At 37.0% G+C, this 19288-nt stretch carries 15 protein-coding genes; 12 read left to right on the top strand and 3 right to left on the bottom strand.

All coding sequences use genetic code 11. From position 1 onward, the window contains the following. Nucleotides 1-8 precede the first annotated feature (8 nt). Together leuC and leuD are read left to right on the top strand one after the other, a co-directional pair. A complete protein-coding gene (leuC, locus tag BM305_RS05580; RefSeq protein ID WP_092559710.1) occupies nt 9-1274 on the top strand; it encodes a 3-isopropylmalate dehydratase large subunit in 1266 nt (421 codons plus the stop codon). A gap of 44 nt (nt 1275-1318) precedes the next feature. After that, entirely contained in the window at nt 1319-1804 is a 486-nt protein-coding gene (gene leuD / locus BM305_RS05575) for a 3-isopropylmalate dehydratase small subunit (RefSeq protein ID WP_092559709.1), read from the top strand. Nucleotides 1805-2679: 875 nt separating this feature from the next. Here the strand turns inward: leuD and BM305_RS18900 are convergent. Beyond that, nucleotides 2680-2820 (bottom strand): hypothetical protein, encoded by a 141-nt coding sequence (locus BM305_RS18900; RefSeq protein WP_177214563.1) that lies wholly within the window; start codon nt 2818-2820, stop codon nt 2680-2682. A gap of 453 nt (nt 2821-3273) precedes the next feature. Here BM305_RS18900 and BM305_RS05570 point away from each other — a divergent pair, with 453 nt between their 5' ends. The 6 genes from BM305_RS05570 to BM305_RS19595 all read left to right on the top strand — a co-directional run bounded on the left by BM305_RS05570 (nt 3274) and on the right by BM305_RS19595 (nt 9691). Beyond that, nucleotides 3274-3639, top strand: a complete 366-nt coding sequence (locus tag BM305_RS05570) for a Na-translocating system protein MpsC family protein (protein WP_092559708.1) — start codon at nt 3274-3276, stop codon at nt 3637-3639. A gap of 382 nt (nt 3640-4021) precedes the next feature. Then, nucleotides 4022-5899 (top strand): DUF4914 family protein, encoded by a 1878-nt coding sequence (locus BM305_RS05565; RefSeq protein WP_092559707.1) that lies wholly within the window; start codon nt 4022-4024, stop codon nt 5897-5899. A gap of 167 nt (nt 5900-6066) precedes the next feature. Next, entirely contained in the window at nt 6067-6663 is a 597-nt protein-coding gene (locus tag BM305_RS05560) for an HD domain-containing protein (RefSeq protein ID WP_092559706.1), read from the top strand. 24 nt (nt 6664-6687) lie between these two features. Then, nucleotides 6688-8805, top strand: coding sequence for an aminopeptidase (locus BM305_RS05555; RefSeq protein ID WP_330393426.1), 2118 nt, complete (start codon nt 6688-6690; stop codon nt 8803-8805). A 49-nt stretch (nt 8806-8854) separates the two neighbouring features. Continuing rightward, entirely contained in the window at nt 8855-9517 is a 663-nt protein-coding gene (locus BM305_RS05550; protein ID WP_242940472.1) for a Crp/Fnr family transcriptional regulator, read from the top strand. A 48-nt stretch (nt 9518-9565) separates the two neighbouring features. Further along, entirely contained in the window at nt 9566-9691 is a 126-nt protein-coding gene (locus BM305_RS19595) for a hypothetical protein (RefSeq protein ID WP_272481943.1), read from the top strand. Nucleotides 9692-9730: 39 nt separating this feature from the next. Here BM305_RS19595 and BM305_RS05545 read toward each other — a convergent pair whose 3' ends face one another. Both BM305_RS05545 and BM305_RS05540 read right to left on the bottom strand, forming a co-directional pair. After that, nucleotides 9731-11761 (bottom strand): ATP-binding protein, encoded by a 2031-nt coding sequence (locus tag BM305_RS05545; protein ID WP_092559704.1) that lies wholly within the window; start codon nt 11759-11761, stop codon nt 9731-9733. A 25-nt stretch (nt 11762-11786) separates the two neighbouring features. Beyond that, nucleotides 11787-13625, bottom strand: a complete 1839-nt coding sequence (locus tag BM305_RS05540; protein ID WP_092559703.1) for a DUF6055 domain-containing protein — start codon at nt 13623-13625, stop codon at nt 11787-11789. A gap of 292 nt (nt 13626-13917) precedes the next feature. On the opposite strand from BM305_RS05540, the gene BM305_RS05535 reads away from it, so the two are divergent. The 4 genes from BM305_RS05535 to ptsP are packed head-to-tail and all read left to right on the top strand — an operon-like array spanning nt 13918 to nt 19184. Continuing rightward, on the top strand, nt 13918-14670 hold the full coding sequence (locus tag BM305_RS05535) for a DeoR/GlpR family DNA-binding transcription regulator (protein WP_092559702.1): 753 nt from the start codon (nt 13918-13920) through the stop codon (nt 14668-14670). Further along, the gene (pfkB, locus tag BM305_RS05530) at nt 14667-15569 is read left to right on the top strand and encodes a 1-phosphofructokinase (RefSeq protein ID WP_092559701.1); all 903 of its coding nucleotides are present in this window, start codon (nt 14667-14669) and stop codon (nt 15567-15569) included. The genes BM305_RS05535 and pfkB overlap by 4 nt, the downstream gene beginning before the upstream one ends. Nucleotides 15570-15588: 19 nt before the next feature. Next, nucleotides 15589-17490, top strand: a complete 1902-nt coding sequence (locus BM305_RS05525) for a PTS fructose transporter subunit IIABC (RefSeq protein WP_092559700.1) — start codon at nt 15589-15591, stop codon at nt 17488-17490. A 32-nt stretch (nt 17491-17522) separates the two neighbouring features. Continuing rightward, the gene (gene ptsP / locus BM305_RS05520) at nt 17523-19184 is read left to right on the top strand and encodes a phosphoenolpyruvate--protein phosphotransferase (RefSeq protein ID WP_092559699.1); all 1662 of its coding nucleotides are present in this window, start codon (nt 17523-17525) and stop codon (nt 19182-19184) included. Nucleotides 19185-19288 lie beyond the last annotated feature (104 nt).

The following is a 19288-nucleotide window of genomic DNA, read 5'->3' as shown; positions in this document are numbered from 1 at the left end:
AAAAAATTATGGGTATGACGATGACGCAGAAAATCTTAGCAGCACATGCGGGGCTTGAGAAGGTTGTTGCAGGACAATTAATTGAGGCGGATTTGGATTTGGTACTTGCCAATGATATTACAGGTCCGGTTGCGATACATGAGGTTGAGAAGTTAAATAAAAAAACAGTATTTGATAAGGACAAAATAGCACTTGTTCCGGATCATTTTACTCCAAATAAAGATATTAAATCGGCAGAGCATTGTAAATGTGTCAGGGATTATGCCATGGCTCAGGAAATAACGAATTACTTTGAAGTGGGAGAAATGGGAATTGAACATGCTTTGTTACCAGAAAAAGGACTGATTGTTGCAGGGGAAACTTGTATTGGTGCAGATTCTCATACTTGTACCTATGGAGCATTGGGAGCATTTTCAACAGGTGTTGGAAGTACTGATATGGGAGCTGGTATGATTACAGGAAAAGCCTGGTTTAAGGTGCCTTCCGCAATGAAATTTGTTTTAACTGGAAAAATGAATAAATGGGTAAGTGGTAAGGATGTTATTTTGCATATTATTGGAATGATTGGCGTAGATGGAGCATTGTATAAATCTATGGAATTTGTAGGAGACGGCATTGGAAATCTTACAATGGATGACCGTTTTACCATTGCAAACATGGCAATTGAAGCAGGTGCTAAGAATGGGATTTTTCCAGTAGATGATTTGACAATTGCGTATATAAAGGAACATTCTAAAAAAAGCTATACGGTATACGAGGCAGATGAGGATGCGGAGTATGATGAGGTTTTTACGATTGATTTGAGTACGTTAGAGCCTACAGTGGCATTTCCTCATTTACCAGAAAATACAAAGACAGTGAAGGAATCTGGTGATGTAAAAATTGATCAGGTTGTAATTGGTTCTTGTACCAATGGAAGAATCGACGATTTGAGAATTGCGGCTAAGGTTCTGGAAGGAAGACATGTGGCAAAGGGAATGCGTGCGATTGTTTTCCCAGCTACCCAGGCAATTTATTTGCAGGCGATTGAAGAAGGATTAATCCAGACATTTATAAAAGCTGGTGCAGTTGTAAGTACACCTACCTGCGGACCTTGTTTAGGAGGTCATATGGGCATTCTGGCAGCAGGGGAGCGGGCAGTTTCTACAACAAACCGTAACTTTGTAGGAAGAATGGGACATGTGGAGTCGGAAGTGTATCTGGCAAGCCCGGCAGTTGCTGCGGCTAGTGCAATTACAGGTAAGATATCGGAGCCAGAGGAATTAGGTTTATAGGAATGTGAATAGAACATAAGATCTGAAAACTAGGAGGATTTGAAATGAAAGCAAATGGTACAGTTTTTAAATATGGTGATAATGTAGATACGGATGTAATTATTCCAGCAAGATATTTGAATTCATCCGATGGATTTGAATTGGCAAAGCATTGTATGGAAGATATTGACGGGGATTTTGCGAAAAATGTAAAAGCAGGAGATATTATTGTGGCAGCGAAAAACTTTGGCTGTGGCTCGTCTAGAGAGCATGCACCGCTTGCTATCAAGTGTGCAGGTGTTAGTTGTGTAATCGCAGAAACCTTCGCCAGAATTTTTTATCGTAACGCGATTAATATTGGACTTCCTATTATTGAGTGTAAAGAGGCGGCAGAAGGAATTGATGCTGGCGACCAGGTGGAGATAGACTTTGATTCTGGTATGATTTACAATCGGACAAAGGGAACACAGTTTCAAGGACAGCCTTTTCCAGAGTTCATGCAGAAAATTATTTCTTCAGGTGGTTTGATGAATTATATTAATGAGAAATAAATTTTTGTAAGTTTGAGGGGTTGGGCCATTAGTGAATGGATATATAACCTGTTAGTAGTTTGGGAAATATGCGTTGCTGTGGATACCATGAGCAACGCATATTTTTTAGTATAAATGGAATTACTTTTTAAATAATAAATAATTTTTTGTAAAGTAGTTGAAAAATTGCTGAAATGCTGTGCATTAAAGTAAAGACATGAGGTAAAACCAAAACATTAAGTAGCATGACATCCGAACTTCGATAACTGAATAACTGTCAGATATTAATCCTCAAAGTATATAGTTAAAATCTATGTAGGAAGTTTGAGATAATGAAAAGAATAGTAATGGGAACTATGGATTTAAAAAACAAAAAATAAATTATAGGAAAAAATATTATAATATGGAAAATTTGTATTGATTTATTGAGAAGATAGCTATAATATAATGTAAATAATAATATTAAAAGGAGGATATTTATATTGATTCCCAAACTAAAGTCTTTAATTTGCTCATTTTGGTTGATAATAGAGAATGCATGTATTTGGTTTACTCTGGCGTTTTTTTGTTTACATTTAGAATCTAACCTAACAAGATATTGTTGTATTTTCATAATGTTATTAATAATTAGTAGTATGTGTGCTCGAATTAGTAAACATAAAATTATTCATAAGAAAAGTTCATATGTATTACATATGTTACTTTCATTTGTTGTATTTCTAGTTTTATTTTATTATATTACATATAAGAATATTTTTAAATTAATAATTTCTTTTTGAATTTGTAAAAAAGCTGATGTTCAGCTAACAGGTATTTGTTGCAGAACATCAGCTTTAAGATTTTATATTAAAGATAATTTAAATACAATATAATTGTCCCATTTTTCCTCTCCCATCCTAAGCAAACAACATTCCTATACATGCAGCGGGAATTGTTGCTGATATGACCAATGCTTCACATACAATTGCTGAAAGTACAGTTGTCGATGTTGCTGCAACTATAGAACTATAAATGCTATAACTTGATTTTGCTGCCAAAATTGTTGCTGCTTGTGCATATGTAAGTTAATCAAATTCAAGCGTATAAGATCCAACAATACACTCACTTAATGTCAATGGTGAATTACCTAAATCGTGCAACTAACTAACGCCAATATCTCCCGTATATTGAGATAATGCTTCTTTACTTGAAGTTCCAAATTCAGCTGATAGTAAAGATACTTCACTGGTATTAGTTAGAATTTTTGATAATGTAGTATTTACGTTAACTAACGATCGAATTGCGTTACTTTTTTCAGTATATGTATAGTCATCAGCAGATATTATAACATATTACCATGATACTTTAATAAAAAATATGACATTTCTATTGCACTCGTAGAAGGATTACACAGGAAGAACGACTGCATACGAGGGAAAAAGCCTCTCCAAGAAAATGATTGACATGCCATGCATTTTATGATATCATCGTACGAAATAGGTGGTGTATTTATGACAAAGGGGCAGTTGGAAGCCAAAATTAGTGAGATAGTCAGTAAGTTTGAGATAGAATATATGGGGAGAGGACCAAAGACTATAAAAACATATATTATTAATGATATGTTGGTAGTTAGATTAACAGGTTTTCTAAGCCTTTCCGAACAAAAGTTAACGGATAATGCACAAGGTGTAGAATTATATAAAAAAGTAAGGACATCATTATTTGAAGGTGGAAGAGGATATTTGGAGACATTGATCAAAGAAGTGATAGATGTAGCCATAATCAGCACTCACTCAGATGTCAGTACAAAAACTGGTGAAAAGATTATTGTAATAACAGTTGATAAAAATTTAGAAGAGATATGTAAAGTAAAATAAGATTGGAAGACAAGACAAAATAGAGATAATCTAAGTTGTAAGTAAGCCAATATCCATGATTCAGGTGGGTATTGGCTTTTTTATGTGATAGGAAATTGCTTTGCATTTCCTATCACATAAAAAAGCACCCTAAAAAACAGGGTGCAGGATGATGCACACGTGTGGGTAAGGAATATTGTGGCTAAAGGACAGCCACACCCACAGGTTGCGGCAAAGTGTGTGTTCCTTATAGTTGATTAAAATCGCGAGAGTGTGTGGAACCCACACTTTGTTATTTACCAGGAAATACAGTGCGATTTCTTGGTAAATAAAAAATAGAATCTGTGTAATACTTAGACTAGTTTTAGATACACTAATAGTATGTGAATTGGAGGAAAAGAAGATGGAAGAAAATGCAAATAAAATGAATTTACCAGAATATGTACTTGATATTGTCACTCATTCCAAAGGAGTTACCATACCAAAGACAAGAGAAGAGCTGTTGAGGCTTGCTATGGGAAATGGGGAAAATACATTGTTTCCTGTGGAATATGAAGTGGAAGGAAAAGGAACGGTATTAGAGGCAACCGTTACAAAATGTAAAAATGGCGTTGTGGTAAATTATCTGGATGATTATATGCGAAGACGTGATCCAGACTGTTTATTGGTTGCAGATAAGAAGGATACCGATAAGCCTAAATATGAAGATGTTTATAGCAGTGATTTTGAATTACTACGAAAAGATACCTTTGATTGGCTAAAAGAACAAGAATTGATTTGTTTTCCATTTAAGTCCGGTGGGTTAGAATACGGATATGACTCTATTTTAATTGCACCAGCCAATGCGGGCTTTTTTGCGGCTGGACTTGCGGATTTACAAGGTTTTTTAAATATAGATGAGTTGGATTCTGATTTTCGTCCAAGAGCAATTGTGTATTTGGCACCACCATTCAGACACACCCATTTTGATGGAAAACAGATTGTTATCCATAACCGCCTGGATGAGCTGCATGAGGTATTTTCCTATAACCTTTATCCAGGACCAAGTGCCAAAAAAGGTATTTACGGAGTTTTGCTTAACATAGGAGAAGAGGAAGGCTGGATAACAGCACATGCGTCTACAGTAAAGGTGATTACACCTTACGACAATGAAATCGTAATCATGCACGAAGGAGCTTCGGGAGGCGGAAAAAGTGAAATGATTGAAGATATTCATAAGGAATCCGAAGGAAGAGTTGTATTAGGCAGGAATATTATAACTGATGAAAAAAATTATCTGGTACTAAATGAAACCTGTGAGCTTTTACCTGTAACCGATGATATGGCATTATGCCATCCGGCTATGCAGAATGACAGTAAGAAGCTGGTTGTTAAGGATGCAGAATCAGCGTGGTTTTTACGCTTGGACAATATTAAAAGCTATGGTTCCTCTCCACAGTATGAAAAAATACTGACACAGCCAGAAGAACCACTAGTATTTTTAAATATTCAGGGTGTGCCAGGAGCAACCTGTCTGGTGTGGGAACACACATTAGATGAGAGTGGAAAGCCTTGTCCAAATCCAAGAGTTATTTTACCAAGAAAACTAGTTCCAAAAGCCATTGACAGCCCAGTAGAAGTAGACGTAAGAAGTTTTGGCGTGCGGACTCCTGCCTGTACAAAGGAAAATCCATCTTATGGTATTCTGGGGATTTTCCACGTGCTGCCGCCAGCCTTGGCATGGTTGTGGCGTCTGGTGGCTCCGAGAGGATTTAACAATCCAAGTATTATTGATTCGTTGGAAATGACCAGTGAAGGAGTTGGCTCTTATTGGCCATTTGCCACAGGAAAAATGGTTACTCAGGCCAATCTTCTCCTGGAGCAGATTGCAAGTTCTACGGGAACAAGATATGTATTAATCCCAAATCAGCATATTGGAGCCTATGAGGTCAGCTTTATGCCACAATGGATTGCCAGGGAATATATTGCACGCCGGGGCAGTGCCAGATTCAAACCAGAGCATCTGGTAGAAGCGCGTTGTCCGTTGCTGGGATTTGGTTTGGAATCATTAAAAATTGATGGCCAGTACATCAGAAGGGCATTTTTAAAACCAGAGACTCAGCAGGAAGTAGGAAAAGAAGGCTATGATGCTGGAGCAAAAATTTTAACAGACTTTTTTAAGCAGGAGCTGGAGAAATATAATACGGATGAACTTAGTCCATTAGGACGGCAAATTATTAATCTATTTTTGGAAGGTGCATCAGTGAAGGATTATATGGATATGATACCAATGAAATACTAGAAGAAATAGACCAAGAGGTACAAAAATGCGGAAAGATAAATCCTTTCAAGCTTTTTGTACCTTTTTTCATGTCAAAGTGTATCAGTTAACAAATTGAAGGCTTGACAAGTTGGAAAGAGTTGGACTAGAATTTACATAGAATAAAAGAAGATGAGGGAGATGTGAAATTGAGCAGACTAGAACAGCAAATGCATTTTATAGAAGAGATGGATCAATTGAAAAAAATTGGACGACAAACTTATTTATCAGATTCCAGCAGAAAGGAAAATGATGCGGAACATTCATGGCACTTGGCATTAATGTGCATGCTTTTGCAGGAACATGCCAATGAACCGATTGATCCATACAGAACAATGTGTATGGTATTGATCCATGATTTAATTGAAATTGACGCAGGAGATACCTACGCATATGATGATGCAGGAAATCAGACAAAAAGAGAGCGAGAGGTGAAAGCTGCCAACCGGATTTTTAATCTTCTTCCTAAGGATCAAGCGGTATATATGAGAGAATTGTGGGAGGAATTTGAGCGTGCAGAGACAAATGAGGCGAAGTTTGCGTTAGCATTGGATAAAATACAGCCTACCATGCTAAATCATGCATCCAATGGAAAGGCATGGGAAGAACATGAAATAAAAATTTCTCAGGTGATAAAACGGAATAGTTCAACGAAAGAAGGCTCTGAAGATTTGTGGGATTATGCATTGGAACATTTTATTGAACCAAGTGTGAAAGCAGGAAAGCTGATAGAAGACAGACAATAAAGTAGAAGAGAAAGGAAGTTGGAATTGGGATACTTAGAGGAAATTATGGAAGATAATGAGGCAGTTCGTGAGCGTTATGAACTGGGAATGGATAGAATAGAAGAATTGCTGGAGACTTTTTTGGATGGCTGGCAGGAGGAGAAACAAGACGCGGTATATTGCGGTTATTTTTTGATTGTGGCAGGTTTCCTAAAGAATATAAAGGAAGTTTACAAATTGGTAAACTCGGGTGAGATAAAATCCCTTTCAATGGAAGAACTGGAAAAATGGAATAAAACCTTGTATGCTTATATGACGGGTGATGGAATAGAGGGAGTCAGCTATGAATATAGTTATTTAAATCCCGATTATGCGGCATCAATACTTGGAAAAAAGGATGGTAAGCTATTATGCTTCCTATTTACAGAATTACAGGGGCTGATTCATTATGCTTTTGCACAAAGGCTGTTTGATATTACAATTGGAATGGAGTTGTTTCTTGAAATCTACGGATACTACAGAGAGGATGAGGAAACGGCATATAAACAGGCAAAGGAGGCACTTTATTATTATGCCAGTGATTACTGTGACATTAGAATGGATTACCGGGTTCGGGAAATGGTGGATCCTAAGCTTTCCTTTGCAACAGAAATTATTATGAACAGTGATTTGACGGATTTAAGATATTTATATCGGTTTGGAAGCTATATCTCTAAAAATGAGATACAGATTGCAGAGTATTTGAATGGCTTGGAAGAAGAAGCGGTTATAAAGCTGGCACGCACTTTTACAGAAGGCTACCGGGTAGGATTTATAAATAATAAGATTGATTTGTCTAAAAAGTCGGTCGTAAATATCCGCTATAACATTGGGTTTGAAAGGATAATCCGAGAAGCAGTAAAACAGTTTGAAGCAATGGGATTAAAACCTGCCATTTATTACGAGGCAGTCAGCAGTATTCATAAAAAAAGAAATTTAAAAATAGGTTATTGTGCCACTTCGGCAAACAGGCAATACGAATATGATCACAGGTTTGATAACGGTTTATATTTTGATAAGGGATTTGTGGAGCGGAAGCTGGCAACATACCGACAGGGATTTGAGCATTATAAGGAATTGGCATCCCAATATGCTGGACCAGCAGTTTTAGAAATCTTCGGAGAACATCCTTTTTTAGCGGAAGATAAAGAAAATGCAATTACCCTTTCCGAAAAGCAGCAGAAACTGACCGTTTATTATGAACGAGAAGCCAGCTTGATTTTAAACGAGTATGTAAAAATGGAAGAGACAAGTTTTACCATAATGGCGTGTCCAATTCCGGAAATAGGGGCTGATTTTCAAGAGATTTTTGACGAGACAGTAAAGGTAAATACACTGGATATTGATTTGTACCGTTCTATTCAACAAAAGCTGATTGATTGTCTGGACAAAGGAGAATATGTCCATGTAAAGGGAAGAGATAATAACTTGACCGATATAAAAATTATGCTTCATGAATTAGAAAATCCAGAAAAGGAAACCAACTTTGAAAACTGTCTGGCAGATGTTAACATTCCAGTGGGAGAGGTATTTACGTCTCCTAAGCTGACAGGAACAGAAGGAGTTTTACATGTGAACAGGGTTTATCTGAATGATCTAGACTATAAAGGTTTATATCTGGTTTTTCGTGATGGTATGATTGTGGAGTATAACTGTTCTAATTTCCCTGAGAAAAAGAAAAATTTGAAGTTTTTAGAAGAAAACCTGTTATGCCAGCATAAGAGTCTTCCCATTGGAGAATTTGCAATCGGAACCAACACAACAGCATACGCCATGGGACACAGATTTCAGATTTTCCATCTGCTGCCTATTTTGATAGCAGAAAAAACAGGACCACATTTTGCCGTAGGGGACACCTGCTATAAAATGAGTGAGGATCATAAGGTGTATAATCCGGATGGGAAAGAGATTGTTGCGCGAGAAAATGAATGCTCCAGTCAGAGAAAAACAGATATTGAAAAGGCATATTTTAATTGTCATACGGACATAACCATTCCATATGATGAATTAGGGGAAATTGCAGTATATACAAAAGCAGGAGATAAAATGGTCATTATTGAAAATGGCCGGTTTGTTTTAGAAGGAACAGATGAACTGAATAAGCCCCTTGATGGCTTAAGGTAAGACGTATTAGGGCAGCGTTATGCAGGGAGGATGAAAAATATTGGAAAATATGAAGGAATCACGCTTGTTTTGCAGTATGACGGAAGAAGAAATTGAAAAATGCTTAAAGTGCAGTGGAGCAATGATAAAGACCTATTGTTCGGATGAAATAGTTTTTCATCAATTTGACGCACCAGAAAGATTATTTGTTTTGCTGGAAGGCAGTGTAACGATTTGCCAAGATACAAATTTCGGAAAGCGGAATATTATGACACAGATTCAGCGTAAGGGAGATATTTTTGGAGAAGTATATCTTTTTATGGAGCACAAGCACTATGAGGTGTATGGTGTAGTGTCCGAGTATGCAAGAGTATTGCAGATCCCCAAACACTTTTTTTATCGGTCTTGTTCCAATAATTGCAGGCATCATGAAAAATTAATATATAATCTGATTTCCATTATGGCTGATAAGGCATATATGCTGAACAGAAAACTGCAACTAATGTCTTGCGGTACATTAAGAGAGAAGATTGCTAGATTTTTAAGTGAATCCTTTGCGGAAAATAACAATATCAATTTGTCTATGACTAGAGAGGAAATGGCAGATTATTTGGGTGTGGCAAGGCCCTCTCTTTCCCGCGAACTTATGAAAATGAAGGAAGATGGCATTATTGAAATAAAGGGAAAGAGCGTGAAGGTTTTAAATGAGAAGGCATTGCTAGAGTATTTATAAGCATAAATTGTGAAAATAGGGAGAAACAACATGAGGGAGAATTTGTTTTTGAACAAATTCAAAAATCCAGCTCTTCAAAAAAAGAAGTCGGATAATTCGGTTATCTATTCAAATGAAAAAAGAAATCCTTTTGTAAAGCTGAATCAGCCCAATGTATTTCAGGGTGCTGCCTAAATAAGTGAGTAATCACCTATTTGGCAGCACCCTATTTTGTCAGCTTCTCCAGATTAAATGAGAGTATGAACCAAAATCTTCTGAAACAATCATTTTACCCATTTTTTCATATTCATTCACAATGCTTTGCAAAATATGAGTCATATCCAATGGTTTATTTTCTGAAACAGCTTTAAAAACAGCATTTAAGAAAACATTTTTAATTAAAGCACCAGAAAATTCAAATTGCTCTGCAAGGTATTCAAAATCAATAAAGTGAACAGGAATTTCAGGAAGAAATAAAGATTCCCAGATTTCCCTGCGGATTTCAGCAGACGGCATTGTAAATTTTATCTCGTACCGGATACGGCGCATAAATGCTGCGTCGATATTGCTTCTGTAGTTTGTTGCAAGTATTACAATTCCGTCAAATTCTTCAATTCTTTGAAGAATATATGATACCTGCGTATTGGCATAACGATCTTTGGAATCTGTAACCTCATTTCTCTTTCCGAAAATGGCATCAGCTTCGTCAAAAAATAGGATCATATTACTTTGTTCTGCTTTCATAAAAATTTCTTCCAGTCTCTTTTCGGTTTCTCCGATATATTTATCAATAACTTTTGACAGGTCAACCTTATAAAGCTCCAGCTTAAGCATATTAGAAAGTACATGAACCGCCATTGTTTTTCCAGTACCTGGTGGTCCTGAGAACAATGCGGAAACGCATTTTCCATATGGATAGTGCCTGGAAAGTCCAAATTCTTCAAATACCTTTAATTTGTATTTAACCTGATGGAAAATATCCAATAGAATATTTTTTTCTTGAGAACGAAGTTTTAAATCATCCCACGTATATTCTGCGCTGACAGGCTTAATATCGGTGTAACGGCCATCATCTAGGACGCGGTAGCAGATTTTTGAAATAGATCCTTCGTCTAGTGTTTCTTCTCTGGAGTAAGAAAGAATCTTGACAATTTTCTCTATGTACCCAATTGGTATATTCATTTTGACAGATAATTCACTGCTGTTTATTTTCTTGTCTGCCAAGTAAAGTGTAGAAAATTCATTCCAGATTTTAAAGCTTTGTAGTGGGGTCAACTTTTTGATTTCAAATTCACATATCATATTGTCCAGAAATGGAACAATTTTCAAGGTTTCATCAGAAAGAACAAAAAGAGGACGGTGAAAGCAGGCAAGCTTTTGGGCTATCTTTTTTACAATAAGATGCACTCTTTCATTGGGGGGACTTATCTGATACAGGCAAAGGGCTGCTTTTGATAAGTAAACTTCCCGGGCAAGCCTGTTAATCCAAAGTGTTTCATTGCTATCAGTAAATGCGGAGAAATCAAAAAATAGCAGATTAACATTCATTTTCTTTGCAATATGTTTTGCAGTAAATTTTTTACCACAAGAAGCTTTCCCAGTAATGTGAATAATAGGATTGTCATCGGTGGTATCTAATAATGTGCTGGCATCCAGAGAAATCTGCTCGATTTCTTTTTCATACAAAATAGATCTAGGCAGTTCCTTTCCATGAAGAAAACATTCCATATACTTCTGACAGGTAAAGGATAAATGATCCTCTCCATTCAAATAAGAAATAAGCCTTGTGTCTGCATGAAAATGGTGATGAATAAAATCATCATCCGCCTCTTCATATTCCAAAATCAATGTAAGAATTTGATAAGCTTCCCACAGTTCGTCTGTGCAATTCAAAATTTCCTTGTCAGGATAAGCGGCATGGACAGCGATTTCCAAAGTAACACCTTTTTTTTGATTCGGTGATATGATATGAAAAATATCGTTTACGGAGCTGTCCATATATTCCAGAAAAGCCAGCTCCAGGCAGGTAATTGCTGTCTGATTGCCATTGCAGAATTCTAAAAGCTGCTTTAAACGCTGTCCAGGAATATTGTCGTTTTCAATATTTGCATAATCTAGTTTATTTTTTTGAATAATAGTTGTAAGCCGCTCTATGGTAATTGTAGAATCAAGAAATCTGGAATATTCAAGAAAGCCATCTTCTGTGATACGCGGCTGAAGAAACAAGGAAAGCTTTAAGGCACCAATTCCCGCTTGCTTTTTCATTATGTTACATTACCTCCATTTTAATTTAGTTATAAACGATGTCAAGACCGCCTTCTTGAAAATTTTCATAATTAGACCAGTCTGCATTGTTAAATCGAATGGCTAATTTTAAAGTACCAGAAGAGTCCAATTCAAGAGCTTCTGAAAAACTAATCTCAATGTAACCATTTTTGAAGTCAGCTGTCACATTTTTCGATGGATAATTAACGTACCATGGTGCCTGTGTATAACTAATTGCCGCGTTGTCACACCAGAACTGCTGGGTTTTTATATTGTCGGCACTGTAATAGTAGCGAAGCTTTAAATTCGATAAATCAATACTTGCATTTTGAGGAGCTGTAATCGTGTATTCCTGACGGACTGTTCCCGATGCATTAGTGTTTACTGTTACAACTGGCTGTGAAGAAGGATTAGCTGTTGCCTGTGGAGTAGGAGTCACAACGGGAGTAGGAGTCACAACAGGAGTTGGAGTCACAACAGGAGTAGGAGTCACAACAGGAGTCGGTGTTACAACGGGAGTAGGAGTTGTATTACTTTGATAAGAAACACTGACCTTAATTTTGTATGGATACTTTGTTCCTGCATCACTTAAGCTTTCAACTGGTAAATCTTGCATGGTATTAGGAGTGGCTGTCACTACTAAATAGACAGCTGTCTCATCTCCCTGTAAGGAAATGGAGTTTGCTCCAGAGTTCCATAGAGTAGAATATCTTGTGTCACCAGAATTTGTTTTTGTAACTAAACTAACTCTCCAGTCAGCACCAGCTGCACTTGTAGTACCTTGAAAATTTACAATTACTTTTTTAGCAGAGAGGTCGACATTTAATGGGACAATATTGTAACCACCTTGCTGTGGAGCACGATCAGAAGGAACTGTCAGCCAGCCGTCACTGCTGGAGTTTAATGTAGTATAAATTTTTGAAGCATTTTCTTGATTGGAAAGAGTTTCTGCATAGTAGGTCAGATAACTGTTCTGGCGCTGAAAATCCATAGTAACCAGTCGTCTGGACAAATTCCCTAGAATCTCTTTAATGGATACGCCAGAAAGACGCTCTATTGTAGCGAAATAAGTAGTATCCTCTGTTTTGGTTTCAAATAACTTATGCATTAGATTTGGACCAAGACCGTTTAAATTATCTGGATTCTCATATATGTACAGTAAAATAGGCCAGGCATCATACCAGTTGTTTAAGTGAGGAAAATAAGAGTAGTCATTTAATATAAAAGGTTGGAAAAAATCCGAGGTTGGTCCATAAACAGTGTTCCCATAGCGGTAATAGGTACTGCCTAAGTATTGATCGCGGAACCAGTTTGCAACTGCCTCATACCATTTATATGGAACAATGCCGCCTTGATGATAGGTGAAAACATGTGCAAGTTCATGAGGAACAACCCAGCTTGGTGGATCAACCCGCATAGCACCGGGATGAAGAACAATAAATCCAAATCCGCCGCTGTCAACCCCCATGTAAGCCCAGTCACTGTCAATTTCCGATAACCCGGTGTTGGAAATATACACATTTGTTTTATATTTTGTTTGTAGTGATGAATTTGTCTGAGAATAACAAATATCTTTCATGTTCAGTTCATTGATGTAAAATGCACGTATAGATTCCAGATTTTCCAAATTTCCTTGTACAAAATCTCTTGTAACAGTGCCAGTTTCATCTGCATTTCCCCAGATAATCTGGAAATGTTCCGATGAAAGACGATTAACAGAAGAATTAGAAAGAGAACAAAATGCATCTCGTACGGCATATTCTTCTGCTGCCTGAATTTTTTGATCAGTACTCATATTAACATCAAGTGTTACAAATACTAATAGGAAAGTAAGAATGAAGCTATAAAGTTTCCCATTTTTCATAATGAAATTCCTCCTTTAATTCATTCGCTGTGCGAAAGTTTGTAGTAATCATTATACCACACTTAGTTTCAAAAATTAATTATTATATGTATGATGTAAAAGAATTTGAATGAAAATGACGGATTCATATAACGGTAAAGAATTGTTACTATAAAAGGTAGCATTTATTTTTAATTCCAAAGTTAATTTTTGTGCAAATTGCACAAAAAAATCATGACTGTTTATGAAGAAACATGATTGACTATGACTGATTTTGAATATATAATAAGAGCATAACATGGGGGTGAAGATTATGCTGGCTGAGCAAAGATTTGAGGAGATTATAAGGATTGTAGAAGAAAAGAAAAGTGTAACAGTACAGGAATTGATGGAGATTTTTGAAGCATCAGACTCCACAATACGAAGGGATTTGATTGCCCTGCATCTGCAAGGAAAATTAATTAAGGTACATGGCGGGGCAATTGCATTAAGTTCTTACTATAATACAAAAGACGATGATGTAGAATTCAGACAAAGCAGGAATGCAGAGGATAAAAACAAAATTGCGAAATATGCTGCACAGCTAATTAAAGCAAATGATTTTGTATATTTAGATGCAGGCACTACAACTGGTGCCATGATTCCTTATATCACAGAAACAACGGTAACATTTGTAACAAATTCCATTTCTAACGCTGGAAAATTAATAAAAGCTGGCTGCAAGGTTTTTATAATTGGTGGAGAAGTAAAAGCTTCGACTGAAGCAATTGCAGGAAATGAAGCGGTTTTTAATCTGAATAAATACAATTTTACAAAAGGTTTTTTTGGAACAAATGGAATCAGCAGGCAGTTTGGTTTTACCACCCCTGATTTAAATGAAGCAATGGTGAAGAAGGCAGCGCTAGAAAGGTGTAAGGATGGCTATATACTTGGGGATTCTTCAAAATTCAACCAGCTTTCACCTATTACATTTGCAGATTTTACAAGGGCAAAAGTGATTACAACAATAGTAAAAGATGATAATTATAAAAATTGTTCCAATATTCTGGAGGTAGACGCAAAATGATTTACACAGTAACTTTTAATCCATCATTGGATTATGTTGTTGGAGTTAAGGAGATAAAGTTGAATGCAACAAATCGAACAGACAGTGAACAAATGCTTCCGGGAGGAAAAGGAATTAATGTTTCCATTGTTTTAAAAAATCTTGGGATTCCCAGCACAGCATTAGGTTTTATTGCAGGCTTCACAGGTGATGAAATAGAAAAAAATGTAAAAGCTGCTGGATGCACAACGGATTTTATTAAAATTCAAGAAGGAATGTCACGAATTAATATAAAATTAAAATCTGATGGTGAGACAGAGATTAATGGAATGGGTCCAATCATTCATGAGAAGCATTTAAACCAATTGTTTGAAAAATTAGAGCAATTAACAGACAAAGATATTCTGGTTCTGGCAGGAAGCATTCCCAATTCTGTTCCAGATTCCATTTATCAAGATATTATGAAAAGGGTATCGAATAAAAAGGTTATGGTAGTTGTGGATGCTACCAAAGATTTATTGGTGAATGTTTTAGATAGAAAGCCATTTCTGATAAAACCTAACAACCATGAGCTAGGTGAAATCTTTGGGGTGGAGTTGAAAACCAATGAAGAAATCATTGCTTATGGCGAGAAATTGAAGGATATGGGTGCAAGAAATGTCTTGATTTCAATGGCTGGAGATGGTGCAATTTTTCTTGGAGAGGATGGATGTGTTTATGAAAGTCCTGCGCCAAAAGGAAAAGTAATAAATTCTGTAGGTGCAGGAGATTCTATGGTAGCAGGTTTTTTGACAGGCTACTTAGATCAAGGGGATTATCAACATGCTTTTAAAATGGGAATTTCTGCTGGAAGTGCCAGCGCATTTTCAGCACAATTAGCAACCAAGTCAGAAGTCGAGGCAGTTTATCAGACATTATAGTACAGAGGAGGTTTTGATTATGAGAATTACAGATCTGCTGGACAAAAGAAGCATTGAATTGAATGGAAGGGTGTCAACAAAGAAGGAAGCCCTTGACAAAGTAATTGATTTAATGGCAGCATCAGGAAAGCTAAAGGATAAGGAAGCTTACCGTAAAAAGGTTTATGCCAGAGAGGAAGAAGGAACAACAGGGATTGGTGAAGGAATTGCAATTCCTCATGGAAAGGGGGATGCTGTTTTAAAACCAGGTCTTGCAGCCATGGTTATAAAAAATGGTGTTGATTTTGAATCGCTGGATGGTGAACCTGTTCATATTATCTTTTTGATAGCAGCGCCAAATACAAAAGATAATGTTCATCTTGACGTGTTGAGTAAATTGTCTGTTTTAATGATGAACGATGATTTCACAAGGAAGTTAAGAAATGCAAAATCAGTAGATGAGTTTTTGAAAATAATCGACAGCTTTGATGAGGAAGGTGGACAAAGTAAAGTGATTTCGTATAATAATCAGAATAGTTGCAAAATCCTGGCTGTTACAGCTTGCCCAACAGGGATTGCCCACACGTATATGGCAGCAGAAGCATTAGAGAAAAAGGCTGGCGCATTAGGATGCAGCATAAAGGTTGAGACAAGAGGATCGGGAGGAGCTAAAAATGTTTTAACAGATGCTGAAATTGCTGAAGCAGATTGTATTATTGTGGCAGCTGATACAAAGGTGCCTATGGGAAGATTTAACGGAAAGAAACTGATTGAATGTCAGGTTTCTGATGGAATCAATAAAGCAGAGGAATTGGTGAAACGGGCAATGAGTGGAAATGTACCAGTTTATCTTGCGAAGGCTGGTTCCTCGGAGGAAGGAGCATCTGCTGGCAGTGGAAGTGTCGGTCATTCCATTTACAAGCATTTAATGAGTGGTGTATCCCATATGCTTCCTTTTGTAGTAGGCGGAGGAATTTTAATTGCCATTGCATTTTTAATAGACAGTATGTTAATTGATATGTCCGCCTTGGATCCTGAGGTTCGGTCAAGTTTTGGTTCTATCACCAAATATGCAGCATTTTTTATGACAATCGGCGGTACTGCATTTAAATTTATGCTTCCTATTTTGGCAGGCTTCATTGCTTTGAGTATAGCTGACAGACCAGGTCTTGCTTTAGGGTTTGTAGGTGGTTCTATTGCCGCTAGTGGAAGTTCTGGGTTTTTAGGAGCCTTAGTTGCTGGCTTTTTGGCTGGATATACAATTGTATTATTGAGAAAAATATTTGAAGGTCTTCCAGAAGCATTAGATGGTTTAAAACCAGTATTGTTATATCCGTTATTTGGTATCTTAATAGTAGGAACTGTTATGGTATTTATTGTTGAGCCTCCAGTAGGAGCATTAAACACTTTGATGAACAACGGTTTATTAGGAATGAACAATACAAGCAAAATTATTTTGGGTATGGTGTTAGGTGGAATGATGTCTGTGGATTTAGGTGGACCAGTAAACAAGGCAGCCTATGTCTTTGGTACAGCTTCTATTGCAGCAGGAAATTACGCAATTATGGCAGCCGTTATGGTTGGTGGTATGGTGCCTCCTTGTATTATTGCTCTGGCAACATTATTATTTAAAAACAAGTTCACAAGAGAAGAAAGAAAATCTGGACCAACAAACTTTGTAATGGGACTGGCATTTATTTCAGAAGGTGCTATTCCATTTGCAGCAGCAGATCCTCTTAGAGTATTACCATCCTGTATTGTAGGTTCTGCGATAGCAGGAGCGCTTTCAATGGCATTTGGCTGTACACTGATGGCACCTCATGGTGGTATCTTTGTATTCCCAGTAGTAGGTAATGCGTTATTATATTTGCTGGCATTAGTAATTGGTACAGTAGTAGGGGCTGTTATGCTTGGATTATTGAAGAAACCAGTTGAGGAATAAATAGGAAAAAGTATAGGACAGGAGGAATTGTTGTGAAAACGGCTGTTGGGAAAAGTGCCTTTGGTGGAATTGCAATTGGAAAAATCAGTGTCTACCAAAAGGGGGAGCATCAGGTAAAACGAATTAGAATCCAGGATGCAGATGCGGAGATGGACAGGTTTTACCATGCACAGGCAGAAGCAAAAAAGCAGCTTCAAGATTTATATGAAAAAGCTGTAAATGAAGTTGGAGAAGCAAATGCTGCCATTTTTGAAATTCATCAAATGATGCTGGAGGATACAGATTATGTGGAATCTGTCGAAAGTATTATTAGGAAACAAGAGGTAAATGCAGAATATGCGGTGGCTGAAACCTGCGATAATTTTGCAAAAATGTTTGCTTCTATGGATGATGAATATATGCAGGCACGCTCTGCTGATGTGAAGGATATTTCAGAACGTGTTATTTCTATCTTATTAGGGAAGGACAGTACAATGGCAGGAGTATCGGATGAACCAGTGATTATTCTGGCAGATGATCTTGCTCCTAGTGAGACAGTTCAGCTTGATAAGGAAAAAGTACTTGCTTTTATTTTAGTGAATGGCTCCGTAAATTCCCACACAGCTATTTTGGCAAAAACTATGAACATTCCTGCGATAGTTTGTACAAACATTACACTGGATAAGGAACTGAATGGAAAGCTTGCAGCGGTAGATGGATTTGAAGGAAAAATATTTATTGAGCCAGAAAGTGAACTGTTAGCTGTCATGGAGAGCAAGTTAAAGGATTTACAGGAAAAACAGAAGCTGCTTGAGGAGTTAAAGGGAAAAGAAAATATTACGTTAGATGGACAGAAGGTTCTTGTATATGCCAATATTGGAAATGTAGGTGATATTGGTAGTGTTCTAAAAAATGATGCCGGTGGAATTGGTTTGTTCAGAAGTGAATTCTTATATTTGGAAAAGGACACCTATCCAACAGAGGAAGAACAATTTGCTGTATACAAAATGGCAGCAGAAATGATGGCAGGAAAGCGTGTTATCATTAGAACACTGGATATCGGTGCAGATAAGCAGGCTGCATATTTTAACATGGATCAGGAGGAAAATCCAGCATTGGGCTATCGTGCTATCCGTATCTGTCTTACGCAGAAGGACATTTTTAAAACACAGCTGAGAGCAATTTTCCGAGCAGGTGTCTATGGGAAAATCGCTGTAATGTATCCTATGATTATATCTCTTAATGAAATAAAGCAGATTAAAGAGATTGTGGCAGAAGTAAAGGAGGAGTTGACCAGCCAGAACATTCCTTTTGATAAAGAGATGGAACAGGGCATTATGATTGAGACTCCGGCAGCGGTGATGATTAGTGACTGTCTTGCGAAGGAAGTGGATTTCTTTAGTGTTGGAACAAATGATTTGACACAGTATACGGAGGCAATTGATCGGCAAAATCCCAAACTGGATGATTTTTATGACCCACATCATCCAGCCATTCTAAGAATGATTAAAATGACTGCTGATAATGCTCATAAGGCAGGAATCTGGATTGGAATCTGCGGAGAGCTGGGAGCAGACCTGGAGATGACGGAATTTTTCCTGTCAATCGGAATTGATGAATTATCTGTTTCACCGTCTAGAATATTGCCATTACGAAAAAGGATAAGAGAGACAAATGTAGGAGAAATTGTTGACAAATTAGGTTGGTGCATGTAAAATATTTTTAATTTAGAAAAAAGTTACTTTTAATAGAATGTTGTCTAATAAAATACCATGGGAATGTCAGGGGCTGTATTACCTGACGTTTCCATGGTAGAGTT

The organism is Anaeromicropila populeti (assembly GCF_900112775.1).
GTDB classification, from domain to species: Bacteria; Bacillota; Clostridia; order Lachnospirales; family Lachnospiraceae; genus Anaeromicropila_A; species Anaeromicropila_A populeti.
This window is presented reverse-complemented; position numbering and strand designations above follow the sequence as displayed.